This is a genomic window from Longimonas sp. (genome assembly GCF_040409695.1).
Classification (GTDB): domain Bacteria; phylum Bacteroidota; class Rhodothermia; order Rhodothermales; family Salinibacteraceae; genus Longimonas.
This window is the reverse complement of sequence record NZ_JARWGJ010000090.1, coordinates 1-19,947: the sequence shown is the minus strand read 5'-3', so window position 1 is coordinate 19,947 and position 19,947 is coordinate 1. Positions and strand designations below refer to the sequence as shown.

The window sequence follows — 19,947 nt, the reverse complement described above, 5'->3', positions numbered from 1 at the left end:
GGTTATGACCACCGGTTCAGCAGCGCGGTAGCGAGCGCCTCGCGCGTCAGGTCGGGCGTGGCCTTTCCCTCAGGGGGCAGCAGCGTAAACGTATGCCGGTGCACATCGTCGTTCGGGTGGTGCTGGTGGATGCGCACGCCTACGCCGTCGCCGTCGTACGACCACAGGGCCGTGCGGGTGTGGGGGCGCCGCGGAAACGGCTCGCTCTCAGGCAGCTGACTCTGCATAACGTCGAGATGCTCGTTGAAGAGCGACCGCTGGGGAGTGTCGATCTTCATGAACACGTCCACGTCGTAGTCGCGGTCGAACGAGATGCGCACCTGGCTCAGGTGAGGCGAAAACGGACGCCACTCCAGGTCGAGTGTGCCGTGCTCGTCGGTGAGCTCGCGGACGATGCCTTGCAGCTCGGGAAATGCGTCATGCAGTGCACGCCGCGCCGCGCTGTAGCCCTGCATGGCGTGCATGCCGCCCTCCATGGCTGTGGGCTGCTGCTCCGCTGCGATTTCGGCAGCGGTCGTGCGCATCCACTTCTGAACAGCCGGGGCGCGCGACAGGGCTTCGTTCGTGTCGCGCACCGAGGTAGCAAGGGTAGACGCGATGCGGGCACGCCAGTCTGTGGCTTCGGGCTCAGACGGATCCGGGGCGGAAGCAGTCATGGACGTAAGGCAGTTTGGCGAAAGAAGCATAACCAGTGCTTGCACGAAAGATACGAAATCGCGTTTCGGTGAACCGGCTATCATACGAGCAGAAGCGTGCACCTGCGAGGCCATACGTCTTGTGCGATATTGTTACGGTCGGGGGGCGCTGACGTGGCTACGTTGAAGCACGTTCGTACGAATCCCTATACCAACAACTTTTGTAGATTATGGCAGACCTGACCGATCAGGTAATTATTATTACGGGTGCATCCAGCGGGATTGGCGAGGCTACGGCGCAGCTGCTGGCGGAAGAGGGCGCGCGCGTGGTGCTGGCTGCGCGCCGCGAGGAGCGTCTGAATGAGCTGCGTGACGAGATCGAGGCGGACGGCGGTACGGCGCTGGTCGTGCCTACCGACGTAACCGACCGCGAGGCGGTAGGTCATCTGGTTGACACGGCGCACGACACCTACGGGCAGGTCGATGTGCTGGTCAACAATGCCGGAATCATGCCGCTGTCGATGATGGCGAAGACCCATGAAGAGGAGTGGGAGCAGATGGTAGACGTGAATATCAAGGGGGTGCTGCACGGCATCGGGGCGGTGCTTCCGATCATGAAAGAGCAGGGGCACGGCCATGTGGTGAACATCTCGTCGGTCGCTGGGCGCCGCGTGTTTCCGGGTGGGGCGGTCTACTGCGGGACGAAGTTTTTCGTGACAGCGCTTTCTGAGGGGATGCGAAACGAGCTCTCGAAGCAGCACAACATCCGCGTGACGAGCATCGAGCCCGGCGCGGTGGCGACAGAGCTTACGCACACCATTACGGACGAAGACATCCTGGAGAGCTTTGAGGGGATGGAGATGGAGCCGCTGGCTTCGATCGACATTGCAGAGTCGATCCTGTACGCGATTTCCGCGCCCAACCGCGTGAACGTGGAGGAGGTGCTTGTAATGCCGCGTGAGCAGGCGATGTAGGCTCACACAAGTCGCCCCAACGATGCATGATGCAGCGCGCGCCCCGATGTAGGAGCGCGCGCTTTTTTCGTACGTCTCGTGTTGTCGAGGCCGGCGAATGGGCCGTTCGGTGACGCTGCATGGCTGTGTGAACGGCTGTATGGACAGTTATACGTCGAAGGTGACCGGCAGCGTCATGCGCGCAAAGACAGGCTCGTCGTTGTGGATGCCCGGCTCCCAGTCGATGGTGGTGATGACGCGCAGCACCTCGTTATCAAGTCGCGGGGTGGCCGATTCGACGATTTCGGGCGCGTAGACCGTGCCCTTGGGCCCCACGACAAACTGGACGCGCACCCGCCCACGCTCTTCATTTCTACGGGCCTCATCGGGGTAACGCACCTCTTCGTAGAGCGCCATCATACCGCCTGCAGGAAGTGGCTCCTGGTCTACCTCGTCGCGATTGAGCACCTCGGCCTCCTCAGGAACCGGTTCGGTTGGCGGGGCCGTAGCCGCTGCAAGCTGCTCATGTGAAGAGGTCTGCGGATCGGTGCTGGTGCAGGCCGCGAGAAGTAGAAACCCACTTACAAGCAGTCCTGCTACACACGATGATAGATAGGGCGCGGAGAAGGAGTGGGTTGGGGGATGCGGGCAGTTAAACATGAAACAGTAAGAATATGCAAGGAACCGGATGAAGGGCGTACTCCGAGAATTAGTGTCCCATATAAAGTAACGAAGCCTTGCATGCCTTGCAACACGAATCAAACAATGCGACAAAAAAAACAGCCCCACCTCACGATTTAGTCGTGAGGCAGGGCAGTGCGAAAAGAATGGAGGAAGGCGTTACTCCGGAAGTTGAAATACGACGGGGAGCGACATCTGCGTGTCGACCGGCGTGCCGTCCAGTTCGCCCGGGGTGAACGATGTGTGGTCGAGCGCAGCCAGCACTTTGTTTTCAAGCGCTTCGATCGCCTCGGGGGGCGTTCCGTCTCCGGCCTCCGGGCTGCTCAGGATGGAGGCGCGCTCTGCCGTGCCGTCTGTGCTTACCACAAACTGGACGATGACGCGCCCTTCCACGTTGTGCTCACGGGCTACGTCGGGATAGGTGATGTTCTCATACAGAGCGGCTGTACCGCCGTCGAGCTGGGGCGGCGAATCAACCTGAATGTAGGCATCGCCGGCTTCATTCATGATGGACGCGTCGTCGAGCGCAGTCGGTGTTTCTTCCGAAGGAGCGTCTGCGCAAGCTACGAGTCCGAATGTGAACACAAGCAGGAGGACGCTTGCGAGGATGCTGAGTTGTGGATGGGTTGGTGTGGGCATATCAGACATAGCGTGTAAGCGGGGTTTGAGGGTAGCATTCGATCGGGCGAACGGCAGCAGCGCCGGAAGCGGAGCTGCCGGACGTTGAGCGCAGCGAAGAAGCAGCCGGGCGTACGCAGCGCGTTCCACGTAGGGCTGTGCGCAGGACGTAGCGTCGCATGCGACTTCGCGGTAATATCGGGCGTCGTTGTAGAGGCGATGCACGAGCGGATGGATGGCTGCAAGGGCGCGCACAGCGCGCAGCACCAGCTCCAGCAGGTAGTCGCGGCGCTGAATGTGCACCAGTTCATGGGTGGCAGCAAGTCGGCGGGCATGGGCGTCGGCGGCAATGTCGGGCGGCAGAAGCAGCAGCGGATGTCGCACGCCACACGCCATGGGCACCGGCACCTCGTCGGAGACGTGCACGCGGACGCGCTGCTGCAGTCCGAGCGAGCGCGTAAGTGCATCGATGGCATTCTGCACGTGGGGGGAAGCGTTTGGGGAGAGGCGCCCGCGCAGACGATAGAGCGAATAGGTGTCGCGCAGCAGCTGCCACAGCGCGACGAGTGCGGCTCCGGCGGCACACAGAGTGATTCCCCCAAGCACCACGAACAGCAGCGACGTAGCCGTCGGTGCAGATGCGGAGGCGTCGACGGTGATGCGTCCGAGCGAACGGATCGGAAGCACGTCCGGGAGGAGCGGAGCGGGAGGCTGTGTGAGGAGGGGCAACCGATGGATTGCGAGACTGCCGAGTATGCTCACAGGCAGACTTACGAGCAGTCCGGCATGCATCCAATAGTGCGTGAGCGCGGAGAGGCGGGTTCGAAAGAGGCCAAGCGCCCCCCAGGCGAGCGCAGCAACGAGCGTCCAGAGCAGCACCGGAGCCCAGAGCGCCGAGGCGGTGGCATGGCCAATGGTGTGAAGCAGATCAAGCATCGTCCATCTGGTCGATGAGGGTACGGAGTTCGGCGAGGTCGTTGTCGGAGAGATCTTCGCGCTCGACCAGCGTCTGCATCAGCGAGAGGGGCGAGCCTTTGAATACTTTGCGGACCAGCTCGCCGACGAGGCTATGGCGAACTTCTTCGGGGGAACGGGCCGATGAGTAGACGTAGGAGCGCCCTTCCTTCCGGTACTTCAGAAAGCCTTTCTCGGTGAGGTTTTTCAGGACAGTCATGACGGTGGTGTATGCAACCGAGCGATCGTGCTGGATGCGTTCGCGGACTTCGGCGACGGTAGCCTCACCAAGATCCCACACGTGGTGCAGCACTTCCATTTCAGTCTCGCCAAGAGGCGTTAATGAGCGTTTGCGCATGGAGCCAGATACGTTAGTGTTGCGGTAAAGAGCGAGGATTATATCGGCTGAGATAGCACCTGAAGGCGTCAGGGAGCTTGAAGCATGACTGTGCCGCACTGAGCATAAGGTTCGTCAGCCTGCAGTCCGAAGTTATACGTGGCCGTGAAGTCATTTAGCGCTACCCGAAACCCGTCTGCCTGATGCAGATCTCCGTCGTGTATCTTATAGAGAAGGTGCCGTATCGAGCCGTCGGGTTGTACATAGACACGGAAGTAGCCCCGTGTAGGCTGCTGCCAGTCGACATCTGCCGCTTGCAGATGGGTGAGGAGTGCCCCAAACATGCCCCGCCATGCGTCGATTACATCGTCGGGACGGTCAGGGAATACCGACACGGTGGAGTCAGCATGAACGGCATCGCCGTGTTCTGCTTCGAGCGCTTCGCGATCAACGCCATAGGCGGAGGCTTCGTCGAACGGAAGTGCTTTGGGCTGCTGCGCGGCCGCATACGGTCCGCATATCAGTCCGGCAACAAGAAGAGAAAAGACAGCACACAGGTGACGCATGGTGTGGAGGGGCTGCTGAGCGGACAGTACAGGATGACTACTACTCATAACAATAGTACTAAAAGAGTAGTACTATGTCAAGTGTCAGTCTAAGATAGGTCAGGGGGCGTCCCTGAAAACGCGGTATGAGGTACGGATTGCCGGGTCGGGTCGTCTCTGCAGGAGCTCTATGGGAGGCTGTTTCGATTCAAGCAGGCTATGTCCCTGCAATGATAGATACAGGGGCGGCTGGTAGCGCACAGAAAAAGTAGCACGCAAAAAAAGTGGCGCGTAAAAAAGAGAGGCAAACAGGCGAGTATGTAGTCTGAGCGGTTCGGGGGCAGTGGGGAAGCATGCTATCGTACCACAACCATGCGGCGCGTGGTAAGCGATGGACCGCTTTGAATCCGAATGATGTACTGACCGGGCGAGAGGTCGTCGGCAGAAAGGGTAATGGTGTGCGGGTCAGACGGCGTGAGCGTGCCGCTGTAAAGCGTGCGCAGGCGACGCCCGAGCACATCGAACAGTTCGATGCGGGTTGCATGCTGTTCGGCTGTTGTGACCGTCAGGGTGGCCTGGGAGCGTACGGGCTGCGGAGCCAACGTTGCTATGATGGGGGTTTCGGTGAGGCGATGCTCGATGCGCTGATCCGCGATGACGCTCGTTGTGCCGTCGTGGTCGTGCTGCAAGAGGCGGAAGTAGTGCATTCCGAACGGAAGTGGTTCGGTGCTAAAGCTGTAGTTCTGCGAATCACTTGTCGTGCCTGCTCCCGGTATAAAGCCGAGTGCGCTCCAGGACGCGTGGCGTTGCAGCCGATGCTCAAGAGTGAATCCGCTGTTGTCGGTTTCGCTGAGCGTACGCCACCGGGCCTCGACTGTGTTGTCGTTAAGCTGGAGGGTAAACGAAGCCAGCTCTACGGGAAGCACACCGCTTCCGATCTCGGTAATCGTGTAAATAGCGTTGTTTTCGTAGATGCCGTCGTCATTACACAGCGTGTCTGCAGGATCACATGTTTCATAGGCCAGGTCTGCCTCCACGTCGAACAGGCGGTCGGTTGACTGTTGCCATACGCGCATCATGAGTACATCGCCCACCTCATAACCGTCGACCTCGCTGGGAACGACGCTGGGCCCCGAAATGGGAATGGTGATGTCACCGGCATCTGCGTCCCACACGGCCCCCCCCGCGCAGATGTCATCGGACGTGAAGAAGGCGATCTCGTCGCCTGTTACAAGGGCGTTTCCATCGGGAAACTCGATCTGTACATTCTCGACGACGATGCCTGTTGCATTATTTGCATTGGGACTATCAGGACAGGTATCAAAGAATGACTGGGCATAGGTGGACTGAACGGGAAGCGTCCAGGCAAGCAAGCAGGCTGCGACGAATGAGCCGAGCGTGCGTATCCACCACAAGACGGCAGAAGGCGTAGCGGTATTCATGGGAAAGCACGTGTTAAGAAGGCAGGAGGAGACACATACGGCATAAACAAAACATCATGCTACTACGGTAACTGTATCAGAGCGACCATAGCTGTTCAGGAGAACAGGCTGGCCCGAGAGATCCTGGACGATCTCTGTTGGTGCAGCTTATACAAACACCTGCGTGAAATTGTATACCATAGAACAAGGCTTAAAGCTCCTCAAAAGATGCTGGCACACGGCTATCATCCAGAAAAAGCTACAACGGCGATGCGCCATGTTTGAAATAGAGCGCCCCGTCTGCGGACAATGGCAGACGGGGCGCGGGACAGCAGCAACGCGTTGCTGCATTCGACGGATAAACCAGCGACTTACCGGATCACCACAAGCCGTTTCGACTCCGTGCCTTGGTCGGTTTGTACGCGATAGAAGTACGTACCGCTGGCGAGACCGTTTACCTCGATGGGCAGGTCGTGCGCCCCAGCTGGCATCGACCGGTCGGCCCAGGTAGCTACACGCTGTCCGAGCGTATTGTAGACCTCAATGCGCACATGCGTCTCTTCCGGGATAGCGATAGAGAGCGTAGCCTGGTCGCGCACCGGGTTCGGGGCATGCCCGCTCACGGTAAGTGCGCTGGGGAGTGCATCCGTCAGTTCAGTGACGTACACAGCGTTCGGCTGAAACGCAAAGTCGGGCTGCTCAGCACCGCTGAAGAGATTGCGCACCGCGCCGGTCTCTACAGGTTCGGGTTCGGAAGAAGTCGGACGCTGTGCATACAGAACCAGGGAGGTGCCTGCTTCCGCACCGGGGGTACCCGAGAGGGCATCGGCTTCGTGTACCGTAGCAACGAGTGCGCCATCTACGACGCGCCCGGTACCTACGCGCTCGCCGTGCTCGGTTTCAACCCACACCCGGGTCGCAGATGGCCACGTTACGCCGTTTGCGATAAGCGTGGCCGACGCTGCTGAAGCACGAGCCGATGGGGCTGACGCATCAGCAAGAACACTGCGTGCCAGCATATTGCTGTTGTTAGATGGATACTGGAGCGTACGATCGGCTGTGATATAGGCCATGTATCCCTTGCCCGGCTCCATATTGCCAATCGTGTTGATTGGGTCGTCGGGATCCGGAAGGTAGATGTCGCCGCGCATGTCCTTCACGAAGATGAGGTCGTTGCCCAATCCACTGAGCGCATCTTCGATATTCATGGGCGTAGTTGGCAGATAAGGGAGGAAGTTCCAGCCCTCCGTTACAGCAATCGGATCGTCACCTGGGCGGGGCGTACCCTCAACCACGAGGTCGTGAGGGGCCGTCACGTAGATCTGATACGCCTCATCGGGCTGCCATGTATCAAGCACATCAAGATTGTACGCTGGACTAAAAGGCTGTCCCTCAGAATCTTTCACCAGCAGCACGTCGTCGAGGATAGGAGCCAGCACCTCTTCCATCGGGCGTGGGTCACTGATCATCCGAGACGAGATGATATTCCACCCTTGAGACAGCGAGAGCGTCTGCGCCGATACCTGCGGCGCGTCGTTGAGCGGGGGGTTGTCCTGGAACGGCTCGATATGAGCCATCCAGTCGCCCCGGGGCCAGGCCTCCTGGGCCCACACAGCCAGGTCGTACAGCACGTCGTAAGCCACGCCGTACTCGCCGAAATTGCGGAGCGCCGTCCAGAAGTGATCGGCGTAGGTGGTGCGGTCGTACCGATTCATGTACTGTGGCACGTGCGACTCAGGCTCGATGCCATATTGATCATCTGTAAGCCGCTCCCAGGCATCCGGACTGTGCTGCGTAATGCCATCGGCATACGCTCGCATGATGACGTTGAGCGCCTGGCGGTATTCGTCATCGGGCATATCGCGAAGCGGGGCGCCCCAGAAGTGGGCCTTGTCAGCAATGGCGGGTGTTAAGTGGCGCATGTACCAGCCCCGCGGGTGGTTACTATAGGCATCATTAGGAACACCATGTGCAATCTGTATCATCTTCATGTAGGAAGCCAGATAACGCCAGTAGTCTGACTGTCCTGCGGCATCTACATGCATATAGTGATACTTCCAGTCAACCGGTTTCAGTCCAGTTGTAAGCCCGGACCCTGGGTTAATCGTGATCTGATGCTGGTACCAGGCCGTGCTGTGATACAATGCCTGCACGGTTCCCTGCCCTTTGCCTCCGATAATGTGGGGTGCCATGTCGAATACGACCCGCGACAGGCTCGTCCACTGCCGTGGTTCTGCCTGTTCATTGTAGAGCGTCTGCGCGTGCTCCTCGTTATGGTGCATCTGCATCGCTTCGAACGTTTTGGTAAGGGCCCACTTCATGGGCACCTGGCGGGTGATTTCATGCTCGAACGGAGCAGGCGAGCTTCCCGGAGGAGTCCAGCGGTCTTTGACCTCGCGCCACAGGCGCTGCACAGCGCGCTCCGCGGATTCCTCGACGCGCCATGGACGATCCTCATTGATGAGATCGGGCATCTCGTTAACGTACCAGTCCCAGGCGCCACTTTGCTCAAAATCGCTCCCCCACACATCAAGCGGATGAAACTCGGGGAGCCACTCGTTCCAGTCGGGCATCTGCAGGTTTATGGGGAGCTCGCGCATGTTGAGGGTGCCGTCGATCTGGTAGGCATCGGCGTGAACGCCTTGTGGGAACAGATAGTCCTTGATCTCTGCATCGTAGTCAAGCACCCACTCCAGGCCGGCCCCGGCGGCCCAGAACACCTGGTCCATATCATCCATCGACTGGCCGATGGTGCGGGCGTCGCCCGGTGCACGCGACGCCGCTGCCGTGAGTCCGGGCTGGTACGGGGGGTTCCAGGGGCGTCCGGGCGGATCGATGCGCTGACCGTCTGAGGTTTCAATGTCGATGGAGCGAATATAGGCAGCGATCTGTTTGCCTTCTGCTTCGCTCAGGCCGTGAAACCGGCTCCGCTGCTCTATCGAGTAGTTCGAATAGGCGAAGTACTCCAGGTCATAGCCGCCTTCCACGTGGCAATCGTTGCATGAGGCAATGATTTCGGGGCCGTTCCAGCCTTCAATAAGTAGGTTGCGCTCATGCCAGAGCTGGCGCCCAGCTTCAACCGATGCGGCATCGCCGTATCCAGAGGGCGCTGTCCAGGAGCCCGGATCGTCCCACTCCATCTGGGTTGTCATCAGGTTCATACCGCCTGCATCCTGCACCTGCATGTCCAGAATGCGAAATCCCATAGAGGGGTCGCCCATGCCGTTTGATCCGATCGCATAGTTGATGCGAAGCTGTATCACATTTTCGCCTTCCTGTATATCACCGAGCCGGTCCAGAGGAATGCGAAATCGAATCGTGTGCACCGGTCCGGTTACGCAGTCCAGGCTGGCTTCTGGCTCGAAGCATTCGACGGTGGCATTATTAATATCGACCCAGTTGCCGCCGTTGAGCCGTACCGATGCTTTATCGACATCATAGTTGAGCGCATCAATATGATGAGACGGATACCCAATTGAGTGGGCCTGCATGTACACAGAGGCGGCTGCGTTGGCATCTGACACTTGCATAGAGACCGTGCGCGTGTATCCGTCCGGTCCCATCACTTCGATGGGAAGCGTAATCGTTTCGCTCTGGTTTGAGGAAACACCAGGAAGCTGGAACGCAGCCGTGAGTGCCACGGCAAGGAGGCAGGCCAGTATGCCCGCGGTAGACACAGCCGGATGGCGGCGCAAAGGGGCGGCGAGGGAGGCGAACACAGAGCGTACGCGGTATAGGTAGGGGATCCCAGTCATGAGTACTTGTAAGTGTAAGACAGTGGATGCGATGCCATAGGCACCTGCTGAACACACGTACTGTCTACTCAAGGGGTATACCACAATGCGCCAGAAGTCTATACAGAGCTGCGCTTATTCCGATCTGCAAGGTGCGCACTACGGGTGTCTTCGGTAGCCGAGCCCTGTAGCGAAGGTGGGGTAATGTATGGGTGCAAGGAAAATGGGTAGATACGTGCATATCTCAGGCGAGAAGTAGAGAATACGTAGCGTATCAAAGAGAGAAAGAGAATATATGAAAGTAGTCGTGCTGAGTGATTCTGACAGCACGCAGCCTCGCTGTTTCGTAATTAGCAAAAGACTGGCATTTCTACCGGCTTTCAGAAAGCAGGGTGAGGGCCGGCGACAAACAAAACGTTCACACCTCCGCAGCACGTAGAGCGAAAGTAGAAAGGAAAAACGTGTTATTGTGAGACAGGAGTGCCACTTTTTTACCGGAGCTGGGAGCGCCACAAAGCAAACGAGCCCGCGTTTCGATGAGGCGAAGACGCGAGATCGAAAAAACAAGGAGCGACCATGGGAATGCGTTCAAGCCTCTGTCTGCACACAGCTACTGTGCACACAACTATTGTGCGCACAACGTGCCTACGTAGTATTCAGCGGGGTAGGTAGGTTGAAGCTCTCGCGGGAGTAGAGCTCAAGTGCAACCTCCTGAGTAATATCAAAGATAGTCTGGCGATCGGATGGGGCGAGCGAGTCCCGACGCATTTCAAAGATCTGCGCGCTATCACGGCTAAAATCCTGCACGCGCCCTTGTTTGGCTTCAGGCGAATTCCCGTCGCTGGTTTTCCGTTGTATCTTGCGTTCCACATACGACGACCACGGAAGCTGCAAGGCATCGAAGAGGGCGCCAAATGTTTCAACCGGATGGGCACACAGCTCTTCATGGGTAATCACGGGCCATCCAAATGTATCGGCCCACTCTAAGAGCGTGCGATACGTGAAGAGCCAGTGGAAGCAGGCATCGCTCAGTGAGGAGTGGTCGTAGCTGCGGTACCAGTCCAGATCCTCTTCTGAGAGGCAGTCGCGGACGAAGAGAGGCTGGCTGAGCAGCTTGCGTGTCTCAGGCCACCATGACACGCGAGCAAAGCTGGCGACCAGTGAAGCCGGATGCCGTATGATTACGACGGGCTTGAACTGGTGCGCAGTATGCAGATGCCGTGCGACGAGCGGGGCTGTTGGATCTTTAACAACGCAGTGCCGATGCAGGTAGTTGGCCTTCGCAAGCCGTAAGAAAAACGGACCTCGACTGCCTACGACCCGCTTGATCATCTTAATGTAAGATGGGTCGTTGGCGTAGCGCGAGGTCTGGAGGTCAAAGTCGTACCGCTTCAACTTCTCGAACTGCCGATCCAGCGCGCGCATTGCGTCGGTCTCAAGCGTCTCAGCAATGTACTGATAGCGCTGCTCCATGCCTGGCATCCCACACCGTATGTTGAACGGCTCATGGATATAGTCGACTGAGAGCGGCGTAGCGAGGATGTCTGAAAGAAAGGTGGTCCCGCTCCGAATGCTGCCGGTAACGAAAATCCAGTTGTGTATGTGGCGTGTGCCTACGTTGATCATGAAAATCGCAGTCTATAGGTGAGAGAACCGCGTAGCGGTGCCTTCAGAAGCATGCGCACGTATGGGAAACGACACGCTGCGGGCATCCGCTGTATACAGGGGCGTCTACGCGCTCGATGAAGTGGTAGCAGGCGTTACGCCGTGCTGAGACCAGCGATCGTGGAGCGCCTCGGCACGCTCACGGAGCAAGCGGTAGTCCGGGTGGGAGATTGCTGCGCGAAGTTCCGATTTCTTCTGACGGCGGGCTGCTTCTGCTTCTGAGTCGAGCGTTGTTTTTGAGCGGATGCGAGCCACGTTCTCATGGGTCGGGCGGAAAACAGCAAATGAGCCCCCAAATGTCTCATTTATTGCATCGAACACCTGGTCGATGGGGCCAGTCGTCATGGGAAAGGGACTCACAACCATAGCGCCAAGGTAAGGCGTGAGTGCCTCGTAAAAGCGGATATATGCGTGCAGGCCCTGACGAAGGGAAACGTAGGGCCACCGGCTTACCAGTGAAACAACTGCGTCTGAGGGAGCACGGAGGGTAACCAGGACGGGGATGTCCTGCTTTACCGCCTTTATGATTTGGGCGGGTGCGTGCAGGTGGTGGGCCAGCCGCACGGGCCGTTTCTGGCACGATTTGAAAGCAACCGTTGCAAAGCTGTTGCCCGAGCCCTGAAATCCGTCAATGACAAGTTCGGTGTCGGCGAGCACCTGGCACTCACGAACATCGATATGCCCGCGCATCTTCCACTGCGTCCACCACACGGTGGCCTGGTGGACCGGGGCAAGCCACGGAGTGGCCGCAGCGCGCGTACGGATCTCAAACTTGGTTCGCAGTGCGAAGGTCTTCATTGAGTCAATGTACATAACGGTAGAAGAGACGGTAAGCGTTAACGAGATGTGTCGGCGGGGGTCATCTGGCGCACGGCGTTCTCGAACTGAGCATGCATGCGGGGTTTTCCGTAGCGGATGCGCACGTCCTCTGCACCGGTGCGGGCCATTTTAGCGGCCCAGTCGGGGTTGTTCATATATGCCCGGCATGCCTCGGCGAGAGCAGCAGCGTTGCCTGGCGGAACGAGGAGGCCGCTGTGCTGCGGACGAATAATTTCGGGTACGCCGCCAGCATCGGTCGCAACGACGGGCCGCTGGGCGAGCAGTCCCTCTACAACAACCCGCCCAAACGGCTCGGCTGCCGTCGAAGTGTGAGCAACGATGTCGCAGGCTATCATCAGGCGGGGGATGTCAGGCCGGTGGCCCATGAAGTGGACACGGCCTTGCAGTCCGGCCGACTGAGCTTTGGCGCGGAGCCGGTCGGCGTAGGGGGCATCGCCGGGGAACGCGGCTTCGCCTACGATGAGCGCGTGTGCATCGGGCAGCATATGTAGTGCATCCAGCAAGACATGCTGGCCTTTCCAGGCAGCCAGGCGGCTGAACACGCCGATGAGAGGAGCTCGTAGCGGCAATCCCAGTGTCTTGCGCAGAGCATGCGTGTCGAGGGTGCGAGCGGCATCGAAGGCAGCCGGGTCGAGCCCATTGGGTATCTCGATCATGTCGACGCGCCCGCCAGTGCGCGAGAAGGCGTCGGCCGTGGCACGCGAGTTGGTGCCTACGAGTGTGGCGGCCGCATTGGCTACGCGGGTAACCACCTGGCGCTGCAGCAGCCCAAAGTGGTCGGGTGTGAGCAGGTCATGAATCATCCAGAGCAGTGGCCGTCCGGTCTGGTGGGCTGCCCATGCTGCAGGCAGCAGCGCCTTCTGAGAGTTTGCGACGATGATGTCGTGGCGTCGCGCGGTACGAGCGAGAGCCTGACCGGTACGGCGCAGCGCGGGAAGTGTCTGCAGCGCTCGCATCCACGTACCGCTCTTGCGCACCTGCTGCAGCGGTCCGCCTTCGCCCACGAGAAGGTGAGAAATCCCGGTTGCCTGAAGCTGTTCGGTAAAGCGTCCGGTTTCAAATGTGGCTACGGTGCTCCGGCCTGCATACGGCTCTGCCAGGTCGAGCAGAAAAAGCTCGGCCCCGCCGAGCGCGCCGCTATGATCTACGAAAAGGATACGGGGGCCAGGCATAGACTCAGAGGCGTAACCGGCAGGAGCACGACTTACAGGTGCGCGGTCGACAAGCAACCGACTAAAGGGAGCAGGCATCGGCGTAGACACGACGGGTAGAGGTAGCAATGTGAGACCAGGAAAACCGTTGGTGGGCATAGCGCATGCATGCCGAAGCATCGGGTAGCGAGAGGCGCCCGTGCAGGGCACGGCCTATCGCATCGCGCAGCGCCTCTGCCGATGTGTCGGGCAAGACGAGGCGGGGCGAGAGGTCGCGCACCACCTCGGGGAGGCCCCCTACAGGCGTAACGAGAACCGGGGTGCCGCAGGCCAGCGACTCGACGGTAGTGAGCCCGAACCCCTCCCAGGCCTTTGTGGGCACCACACTCAGGGTAGCTGCCCGATACGCACGTGGAAGGTCGTCGTCGGGCACAAACCCGAGGAGGCGCACATGGTCGTGCAGGCCGCGCTCGGTGATAGCTCGCTGCAAGTCCTGCTGAAGCGGACCGGTACCGGCGATGCAGACGAGGAGGTCCGGATGGTTGCGGCGCAGCGCATCGGCAGCCTCGATCAGCGAGAACAGGCCCATGCGGTGAGCCAGGCGCCGCACCGTGAGCACAACCGGTCGGTCGGTCGGCCATCCGAGCGCAGCACGTGCGTCGCTGGCCGGGGTGTTAGCATGAAAGCGACCGGTGTCCACGCCGCCAGGAACGACGTGGACCCGATCGATATCGACACCGTAGCGACGCACCAGTACGTCGCGAAACGCTTCTGAGAGCACGATGAACCGGTCGGCGCGTTTGTACACGCGGCGTTCCAGAGCATGCTTCAGACGCACGGTCCAGGCGCGATCGCCTTCGGTGCCGGACTCCAGGGCCCAGGGCCCATGAAAGTGCATAATGAACGGAATGTCGGTGGCAGGCAGGGGCAGCCCATACAGCGCGAAGTGGCAGGCGAGGATGTCGTAGCGGGTCTGTCTCAGGTCGGCGCCGATACGTGCGCGCGCCGCCCAGAGCCGTGCGGGAAGAGAATCAGTACCCTGGGCAAAGGCCTGCACCGTTGTGGGGCGATGTGTATGCTCGGGAGCACCGGTGACCCATGTGCGATGCGTAACGTTCGCATCCGCAAAATGCGTGGCAAGCCCATGCACCATGCGGTCGAGGCCGTTGCCGGGAGACTCGGGAAACCAGTCCATGCCCACGGTGCACACGCGTAGTGGAGCAACCGCTCTGGGCGGAGAGGAAGAGGAGACCGGGTGGGGTACGCGCGTAGGCATGGAATCAGCGGTTAAACGTATCCGAAAGAGCGGCGGTTTACAGTTGTGATGGTGCGTGCTATCGAGCGGCTGAAAGGTGGCAGGTCGTATTTCCATCGTTCGTCGAGTTCGATGCCGCGCTGCTCGTAGCGCATCGGGTTGCCCGCAATGGTGAACTGGCTTCCCTCACGAAAATCGGTGACGGCTTCGGGCACATACGGGACGCCGATCATATTGCATGCGGATTCGAAGGTGTCGTGCGGGGCAGATGCGAGCGTTTCGTACTGCATCAGCATGTAGTTGCTCGGGTCGAGGTGGTGCCGGGCGATCTGCCCGAACAGGTGGTTCTGAATGACCCAGGCGGTAGACTGCCGGGCCGTGTAGTAGAGGCGGGGCACAGCGCTATGCCAGCGGGGCGACTGCACCCACGGCTTGGTAACGGAGTAGGCGAATCCGCATGGATGCTTGACCATGTGCACCACCTTGATGGTAAACCGGTCTGAGCGTAGTAGCCACAAGAGGCGGTACGGGTCTTTGGATGCGTCTACAATCCATTCGGGTTCTGTGCCGGTGCGCTCGGTTACGAGAGCACGGAAATGGCGAAAGAGCGCTTCGTTGTTGGCGGCATACTGGTCGACCTGAGCCTGCACGTCAGATGAAAGCGGGTCCGGACTGAAGTCGGCCCAGCGATTCCAGCGGAGCGTACGTCCGCCATCGTGATGCTCGCGGAAGTGATGAATGCGCGGCTCGGGCTGGTTAAGCGGATCGACGCGGGCCTCCATCTCTTGCCAGAACGGACAGGTCTGCACATACTGTCCGGAACCACACGGGCGCACGCCTCCCATGGTAATTTCGTGAGGCCACAGATGCACTTCGCCACAGGTGGCAAGGTGCGGGTGGGCGCCCAGCATCGACTCAAAGAGCGTAGTGCCGCTACGTCCGATGCTAGCTACGTAAATAAGTTTGATACGGTCGGTCGGCATGGTAAGCTACGAAGGTAGGGGAGAAGAGACAGAGACGGTCGAGGAGGCGCCATGCACAAGTGCAGCGTATGCATCGGCATGCTGGCGGGCCACGTTGGCCCACGAGAAGCGGGCTGCGCGCTGCAGGCCGCGCCGGGCCATGGTTCGGCGGCGGTCGGGGTCGTGCAGCACCTGAACGAGTGTATCTGCAAAAGAGGTATCGTCGACGAGTGCGCCGTAGCGTCCGTCATCGAGCACGTAGTTAGCGCCCGGATTGGGCGAGGCGACAATGGCTGTGCCGCTGGCGAGCGCCTCCACGTAGGGAAGCCCGAAGCCTTCATAGATGCTTGGATACGCGAAAGCCCAGCTCTTGCGGTACCATTCGGCGAGCGTGTTGTCGTCGGGCCGGTGCAGCACATGAATGTTGGGATGCGCGGCGTAGGGCTCAGGCACATGGTCGGATACCATAACGAGCGTGGCGTTAGGCGAGCGGGGCAGGACGCGCGTGCAGAACTGCTCGGCCAGCCATCCGCCCCGCTTGCGCCCCTCCCACGTGCCCACAAAGAGCACGGTGGGGCGGGAGGCTTTGGCGCCCGGGTAGAAGCGGCCGAGGTCGACGCCGTTGGGCATGCAGGCATGAGTGTTGTAGAGGTCGGCACAGGGCGGACTGATCGCCCACGCCTGGCTGGCCCGCCGTGCTGCGATGTGCTCCAGCGGATAGATGGTCCATTGAGCCAGGCGGCGTTTCAGGCTGGTGGCGGTGCGCGCCTCGTCGCGGGCGGAGCCGTGCATGGTTCGCACCGAGGGAATGCCGCGCCGCATCCAGAACCAGTCGTCGCCATGCAGATGCACCACGTCGTATTCTGCCAAATCCACCCGATTCAGGAGGGCCGGCAGCACAAACCAGCGCGCCCAGGAGCGGTCGGCGAGCCAGCGCTGGCCGGCAAACAGGTGACGGTGGCGGTAGGAGGCGCCTTCTGGAGCTGGCGTAAGGCTCAGCACAGTTACGTTCAGGGCGGTGTGTTCTGTGAGTGCAGTAGCGAGCCGGTGCACAACCGCTTCAACGCCGCCGACCTTACGGCTGGGCTCGGGAAGTGTGGTATGATAGAGGGCGATGTTCATCGGGACGAAGCGGTCTGAGAGGAAACGGGCAGGGTTGTGTCGGAGGCGTCGCCGGACTCCTCGGCGGAAGCTTTCTCGCTGTGGTAGCGCCGTGAGGCTACGGCGAACGCCATGCATCCCCAAAACAGGCAGCCTTTAACGCCAACAACCTGACTGCCCATGAGCATCAGGGCGAAGTAAGACAGTGCGATGCCAGATACAAGGATGGCAAATCGGTCGTGTTTGGGGGTGTCGCGTAGCACGGTGATCATCATCGCGATGAGCGCGCCCAGGTAGGCAAACCCGCCGATCCAGCCGAACTGGTAGACGATAGTGACAAAGCCGCTGTCGAATGTACGTGCGCCCATTCCCTGGCCAATGGGGTTGAAAAGGAGTTCGGTGACCATGTAGCTATACATGAGCTGGCGCTCCTGCAAGCTATTGTCTTGCTCGATGTCGCCGAAGGTTTCCATGCGAGCGCCGGTGCGGTCGCCGATGTCGCCGGATAGTGCGAGAGGAATGGTGAGGCAGGCTACGAGAGCAAGAATGGCGAGCACGCGCCCGCGACTTGCGTTCTGCAGGCGCAGCAGGCTGTAGGAGAGCGCGAGCACCCACCCGCCCCACGCGCCGCGAACCAGCGACAACAGGAATGCCAGGTAGCCCGGTACGGCTGCGACGCGTCCGATAGGTCCTTTGCTGTCGAAGAGCAGGATGAGACCGGCCATCAAGATCATTGCGAAGGGGCCGGGGGCGTTCAGCATGCTGAACACCCGAATGCCAAGCGGTTCGGGTTTTCCTGCTGAGAGCATTTGCGAGCCTTCCATCCAGAGCACGTCCCACGGTGGAGCTGCGAAGAACTGGTAGATGCCGTAGCATCCCATTACAAGGACGCCCCACACGAATGCTGTACGAAAGACGGAGCGCAGTCGTGGATAGTCGCGCCAGCGCGCCAGAACAAAGAGCGCCATGAGGAGCGGACAGATCCAGTCGAGCAATATCATAGTTGCTCGGAAGCTGTCGACTTTGGTGAGGCCTACAATGTAGCCGTATATGACTGCCAGAAAGCAGATGAGTATAGGAATGCCAATGCGCCGCGTCAGGAGGCGTCCGAACCGAGGCAGGTCAATCAGTATGACGAGCGTGGCGGCATAGGGCGCCAGCATAGAGAACGCGGCGTTGGGCGGGGTGAACGTACCAAGGTGATAGTCAATGACGCGTCGCACAAACGGTGAGAGAAACCAGAGCCACCATACAAACCCCAGGTACAGCGCGGGGCTGGATATGTAGAGCCAGGCAGCCACTGCAGCACTTACGCCCATATAGGCGAGGCTAAGCAGCCGGAGTGCTGAGGGGTGGGAGCTCAGGAAAAGCATTCCGTACATTCCGAAGGCAATAAGAATAATGCCTCCGGCTAAGAGCGGTGCACGCTTTGGGTCGCGAGCAATGTCGGCAAGGGTGCGGATCATGCGATCGACCAGGGGTGCAAGTTAGGCGAGAGGGAGAGTGCGGGGTTGGATGCCGGCGTATGCATCTGGAGCACGTCGCTGTATTGGGCAGCAATTACGGGCCACGTAAAGTGGCTCAGATAGAAGCTGCGCGCGTTGCGTCCCAGCTGATGCTGTCGGGCGGGAGACTCCACCATGGAGCGCAGCGTTTCGGCAAACGCCTCTGCATCGTCAACAGGAACGGCACAGAATGCTCGTCCGGCTGCGTGCGCAAGCAGGTCATCCGTCTGTGGACCGTGGGTGGTAAGCACCGGAAGCGCGTGCTGCATGCCAGCGAGAAACGCGCCGCGCCGTGTCGATACGCCCTTGTGATAGGGGGCAAGGTAGACGTCGAGCGCGCTAAGGTGGCGCGACACCTGGTCGCCAGGAAGAGCGCCTGTGCAACGCACGCGATGGTCAGCAAACGCAGTGCGAATGACCTCTGCACCGCCGCCGATGTACACCAGGAGCGGGCGATGCCCGGCGCGTTCGAGCGTTCGGAGACCGGCTCGAATGTGGCCAAACAGCCGCGATGAGCGCGCCCGCCCGAACAGCCCAAGCACACAGCGTTCGTCGGGGAGCCCGATATGCGTTCGAGCCTCCTGTTTTGTAACAGCAACCCGTGGCATGTTGGAACCGACCGGGACGTGAGCACAGGGCGTGTTCGGAAACCACGAGGCAAAGCGTTCGACCCACGGCGGGATTGTAAAGATAAGCTGGTCGGCCAGCTCCCCGATCTGCTTAAACTGCCGCCGCTGCCAGATCGACATGATCATGAAGCGCAGCGAGTCGGGGGGCATGAAGGGTTCGTGCACCGTTACAGCCACTTTCATGGAGGGCGACCGTCGCTTTGCCTCTTTGATGGCAGGCGCCAGGGCGGGCGCATAGCCACGTGTACCGTATGAAAACGGGTTGTACTGGATCACAAGCCAGTCTGGCGGAGCAGCACTGCACTGGCTTACCCAGTGGGCGAGCCCGGCCGTCTCGGTAAGTGCAGGGATGGCCCGGACCTCTGCCTCAGAGGGCGGCGACGCTGGCTCTGGCGCGTCTGCTGACCTGCTGGTCCACACCCGCACGTCATGACGTCCGGAAAGCGTGTTCGCCAGATGGGCGGTGTAATCGCCAATACCATCAAAAGCCGGGGGGAACGCGGGGAAAAAAAGATCGACACGCATAGCAGAGCAAGGGGAAAGCGGCGAGGGCAATGCACAACCAATATCGTAACAGGCCGGGGTGTGCGAATGCACTATTGGCGCATGCGCAGTGCGCCAATCACGCAAGGCCCTACCGGGAAGCGGTATAGCGCCACACCGACTTCAGATGCATTGGGGATAGAAGGTGGGGGAGGGTGTCCCACGACCATCCATGTGAGGCAGGCATCACCTGCAGGCACCATTCGACAGTGCGGTGAAAGAAGACGTCGCGTGCAAACCAGTCGCACCATGTTTGGCGAGCCGCCGCTGCCATCTCGGGGGCTTCAGCGCGGCGGTGCCGTAGCAGGTCGGGAAGACGGGGAACGTCAGCCTCGGCGATACGGATGCTGCATGCGTCCCAGTCGGGGCCAACCGGCGGCACCCAGTCATCGGCGATGATGACCGGGACGCGCCCCAT

17 protein-coding genes are annotated in these 19,947 nt (G+C 60.1%); 1 reads left to right on the top strand and 16 read right to left on the bottom strand.

Annotation, left to right across the window (positions count from 1 at the left end):
- Nucleotides 1-2: 2 nt before the first annotated feature.
- A complete protein-coding gene (locus PPP56_RS05710) occupies nt 3-656 on the bottom strand; it encodes a hypothetical protein (RefSeq protein WP_353563072.1) in 654 nt (217 codons plus the stop codon).
- Nucleotides 657-865: 209 nt separating this feature from the next.
- Between PPP56_RS05710 and PPP56_RS05705 the strand changes: the two genes are divergently transcribed.
- Nucleotides 866-1,609 carry an SDR family oxidoreductase gene (locus tag PPP56_RS05705; protein ID WP_353563071.1) on the top strand — a complete coding sequence of 248 codons (744 nt, stop codon included), beginning with the start codon at nt 866-868 and terminating at the stop codon, nt 1,607-1,609.
- A 147-nt stretch (nt 1,610-1,756) separates the two neighbouring features.
- Here the strand turns inward: PPP56_RS05705 and PPP56_RS05700 are convergent, their stop codons facing one another.
- The 15 genes from PPP56_RS05700 to PPP56_RS05630 all read right to left on the bottom strand — a co-directional run.
- A complete protein-coding gene (locus PPP56_RS05700; protein ID WP_353563070.1) occupies nt 1,757-2,248 on the bottom strand; it encodes a TonB family protein in 492 nt (163 codons plus the stop codon).
- A 180-nt stretch (nt 2,249-2,428) separates the two neighbouring features.
- On the bottom strand, nt 2,429-3,823 hold the full coding sequence (locus PPP56_RS05695) for a M56 family metallopeptidase (RefSeq protein WP_353563069.1): 1,395 nt from the start codon (nt 3,821-3,823) through the stop codon (nt 2,429-2,431).
- A complete protein-coding gene (locus tag PPP56_RS05690) occupies nt 3,816-4,199 on the bottom strand; it encodes a BlaI/MecI/CopY family transcriptional regulator (protein ID WP_353563068.1) in 384 nt (127 codons plus the stop codon). Before PPP56_RS05690 ends, PPP56_RS05695 begins: the two co-directional genes overlap by 8 nt.
- Nucleotides 4,200-4,267: 68 nt before the next feature.
- A complete protein-coding gene (locus PPP56_RS05685) occupies nt 4,268-4,744 on the bottom strand; it encodes a hypothetical protein (protein WP_353563067.1) in 477 nt (158 codons plus the stop codon).
- A 335-nt stretch (nt 4,745-5,079) separates the two neighbouring features.
- Nucleotides 5,080-6,165 (bottom strand): T9SS type A sorting domain-containing protein, encoded by a 1,086-nt coding sequence (locus PPP56_RS05680; protein WP_353563066.1) that lies wholly within the window; start codon nt 6,163-6,165, stop codon nt 5,080-5,082.
- Nucleotides 6,166-6,515: 350 nt separating this feature from the next.
- The gene (locus PPP56_RS05675) at nt 6,516-9,863 is read right to left on the bottom strand and encodes a T9SS type A sorting domain-containing protein (RefSeq protein WP_353563065.1); all 3,348 of its coding nucleotides are present in this window, start codon (nt 9,861-9,863) and stop codon (nt 6,516-6,518) included.
- 660 nt (nt 9,864-10,523) lie between these two features.
- Nucleotides 10,524-11,504 carry a sulfotransferase gene (locus PPP56_RS05670; protein ID WP_353563064.1) on the bottom strand — a complete coding sequence of 327 codons (981 nt, stop codon included), beginning with the start codon at nt 11,502-11,504 and terminating at the stop codon, nt 10,524-10,526.
- Nucleotides 11,505-11,609: 105 nt separating this feature from the next.
- Nucleotides 11,610-12,356 (bottom strand): hypothetical protein, encoded by a 747-nt coding sequence (locus PPP56_RS05665; protein ID WP_353563063.1) that lies wholly within the window; start codon nt 12,354-12,356, stop codon nt 11,610-11,612.
- Between the two features lie 23 nt (nt 12,357-12,379).
- Nucleotides 12,380-13,555 carry a glycosyltransferase family 4 protein gene (locus PPP56_RS05660; protein WP_353563062.1) on the bottom strand — a complete coding sequence of 392 codons (1,176 nt, stop codon included), beginning with the start codon at nt 13,553-13,555 and terminating at the stop codon, nt 12,380-12,382.
- A 61-nt stretch (nt 13,556-13,616) separates the two neighbouring features.
- Nucleotides 13,617-14,810 carry a glycosyltransferase family 4 protein gene (locus PPP56_RS05655; RefSeq protein ID WP_353563061.1) on the bottom strand — a complete coding sequence of 398 codons (1,194 nt, stop codon included), beginning with the start codon at nt 14,808-14,810 and terminating at the stop codon, nt 13,617-13,619.
- An 11-nt stretch (nt 14,811-14,821) separates the two neighbouring features.
- Nucleotides 14,822-15,772, bottom strand: a complete 951-nt coding sequence (locus PPP56_RS05650; protein ID WP_353563060.1) for a sulfotransferase — start codon at nt 15,770-15,772, stop codon at nt 14,822-14,824.
- Between the two features lie 6 nt (nt 15,773-15,778).
- Entirely contained in the window at nt 15,779-16,873 is a 1,095-nt protein-coding gene (locus PPP56_RS05645; protein ID WP_353563059.1) for a glycosyltransferase family 4 protein, read from the bottom strand.
- Entirely contained in the window at nt 16,870-18,318 is a 1,449-nt protein-coding gene (locus PPP56_RS05640; protein WP_353563058.1) for a hypothetical protein, read from the bottom strand. Before PPP56_RS05640 ends, PPP56_RS05645 begins: the two co-directional genes overlap by 4 nt.
- Nucleotides 18,315-19,511, bottom strand: a complete 1,197-nt coding sequence (locus tag PPP56_RS05635; RefSeq protein WP_353563057.1) for a glycosyltransferase family 4 protein — start codon at nt 19,509-19,511, stop codon at nt 18,315-18,317. The genes PPP56_RS05640 and PPP56_RS05635 overlap by 4 nt, the downstream gene beginning before the upstream one ends.
- Nucleotides 19,512-19,620: 109 nt before the next feature.
- A partial coding sequence (locus tag PPP56_RS05630; RefSeq protein WP_353563056.1) for a hypothetical protein occupies nt 19,621-19,947 on the bottom strand: 327 nt, incomplete at its 5' end.

What these genes read in the sequence shown, in the direction of transcription:
- PPP56_RS05700 (WP_353563070.1), bottom strand. Translation starts at nt 2,248, where the DNA reads ATGTTTAACTGCCCGCATCCCCCAACCCACTCCTTCTCCGCGCCCTAT.
- PPP56_RS05640 (WP_353563058.1), bottom strand. Translation starts at nt 18,318, where the DNA reads ATGATCCGCACCCTTGCCGACATTGCTCGCGACCCAAAGCGTGCACCG.
- PPP56_RS05645 (WP_353563059.1), bottom strand. Translation starts at nt 16,873, where the DNA reads ATGAACATCGCCCTCTATCATACCACACTTCCCGAGCCCAGCCGTAAG.
- PPP56_RS05665 (WP_353563063.1), bottom strand. Translation starts at nt 12,356, where the DNA reads ATGTACATTGACTCAATGAAGACCTTCGCACTGCGAACCAAGTTTGAG.
- PPP56_RS05705 (WP_353563071.1), top strand. Translation starts at nt 866, where the DNA reads ATGGCAGACCTGACCGATCAGGTAATTATTATTACGGGTGCATCCAGC.
- PPP56_RS05685 (WP_353563067.1), bottom strand. Translation starts at nt 4,744, where the DNA reads ATGCGTCACCTGTGTGCTGTCTTTTCTCTTCTTGTTGCCGGACTGATA.
- PPP56_RS05695 (WP_353563069.1), bottom strand. Translation starts at nt 3,823, where the DNA reads ATGCTTGATCTGCTTCACACCATTGGCCATGCCACCGCCTCGGCGCTC.
- PPP56_RS05650 (WP_353563060.1), bottom strand. Translation starts at nt 15,772, where the DNA reads ATGCCGACCGACCGTATCAAACTTATTTACGTAGCTAGCATCGGACGT.
- PPP56_RS05660 (WP_353563062.1), bottom strand. Translation starts at nt 13,555, where the DNA reads ATGCCTGGCCCCCGTATCCTTTTCGTAGATCATAGCGGCGCGCTCGGC.
- PPP56_RS05655 (WP_353563061.1), bottom strand. Translation starts at nt 14,810, where the DNA reads ATGCCTACGCGCGTACCCCACCCGGTCTCCTCTTCCTCTCCGCCCAGA.
- PPP56_RS05710 (WP_353563072.1), bottom strand. Translation starts at nt 656, where the DNA reads ATGACTGCTTCCGCCCCGGATCCGTCTGAGCCCGAAGCCACAGACTGG.
- PPP56_RS05690 (WP_353563068.1), bottom strand. Translation starts at nt 4,199, where the DNA reads ATGCGCAAACGCTCATTAACGCCTCTTGGCGAGACTGAAATGGAAGTG.
- PPP56_RS05680 (WP_353563066.1), bottom strand. Translation starts at nt 6,165, where the DNA reads ATGAATACCGCTACGCCTTCTGCCGTCTTGTGGTGGATACGCACGCTC.
- PPP56_RS05670 (WP_353563064.1), bottom strand. Translation starts at nt 11,504, where the DNA reads ATGATCAACGTAGGCACACGCCACATACACAACTGGATTTTCGTTACC.
- PPP56_RS05635 (WP_353563057.1), bottom strand. Translation starts at nt 19,511, where the DNA reads ATGCGTGTCGATCTTTTTTTCCCCGCGTTCCCCCCGGCTTTTGATGGT.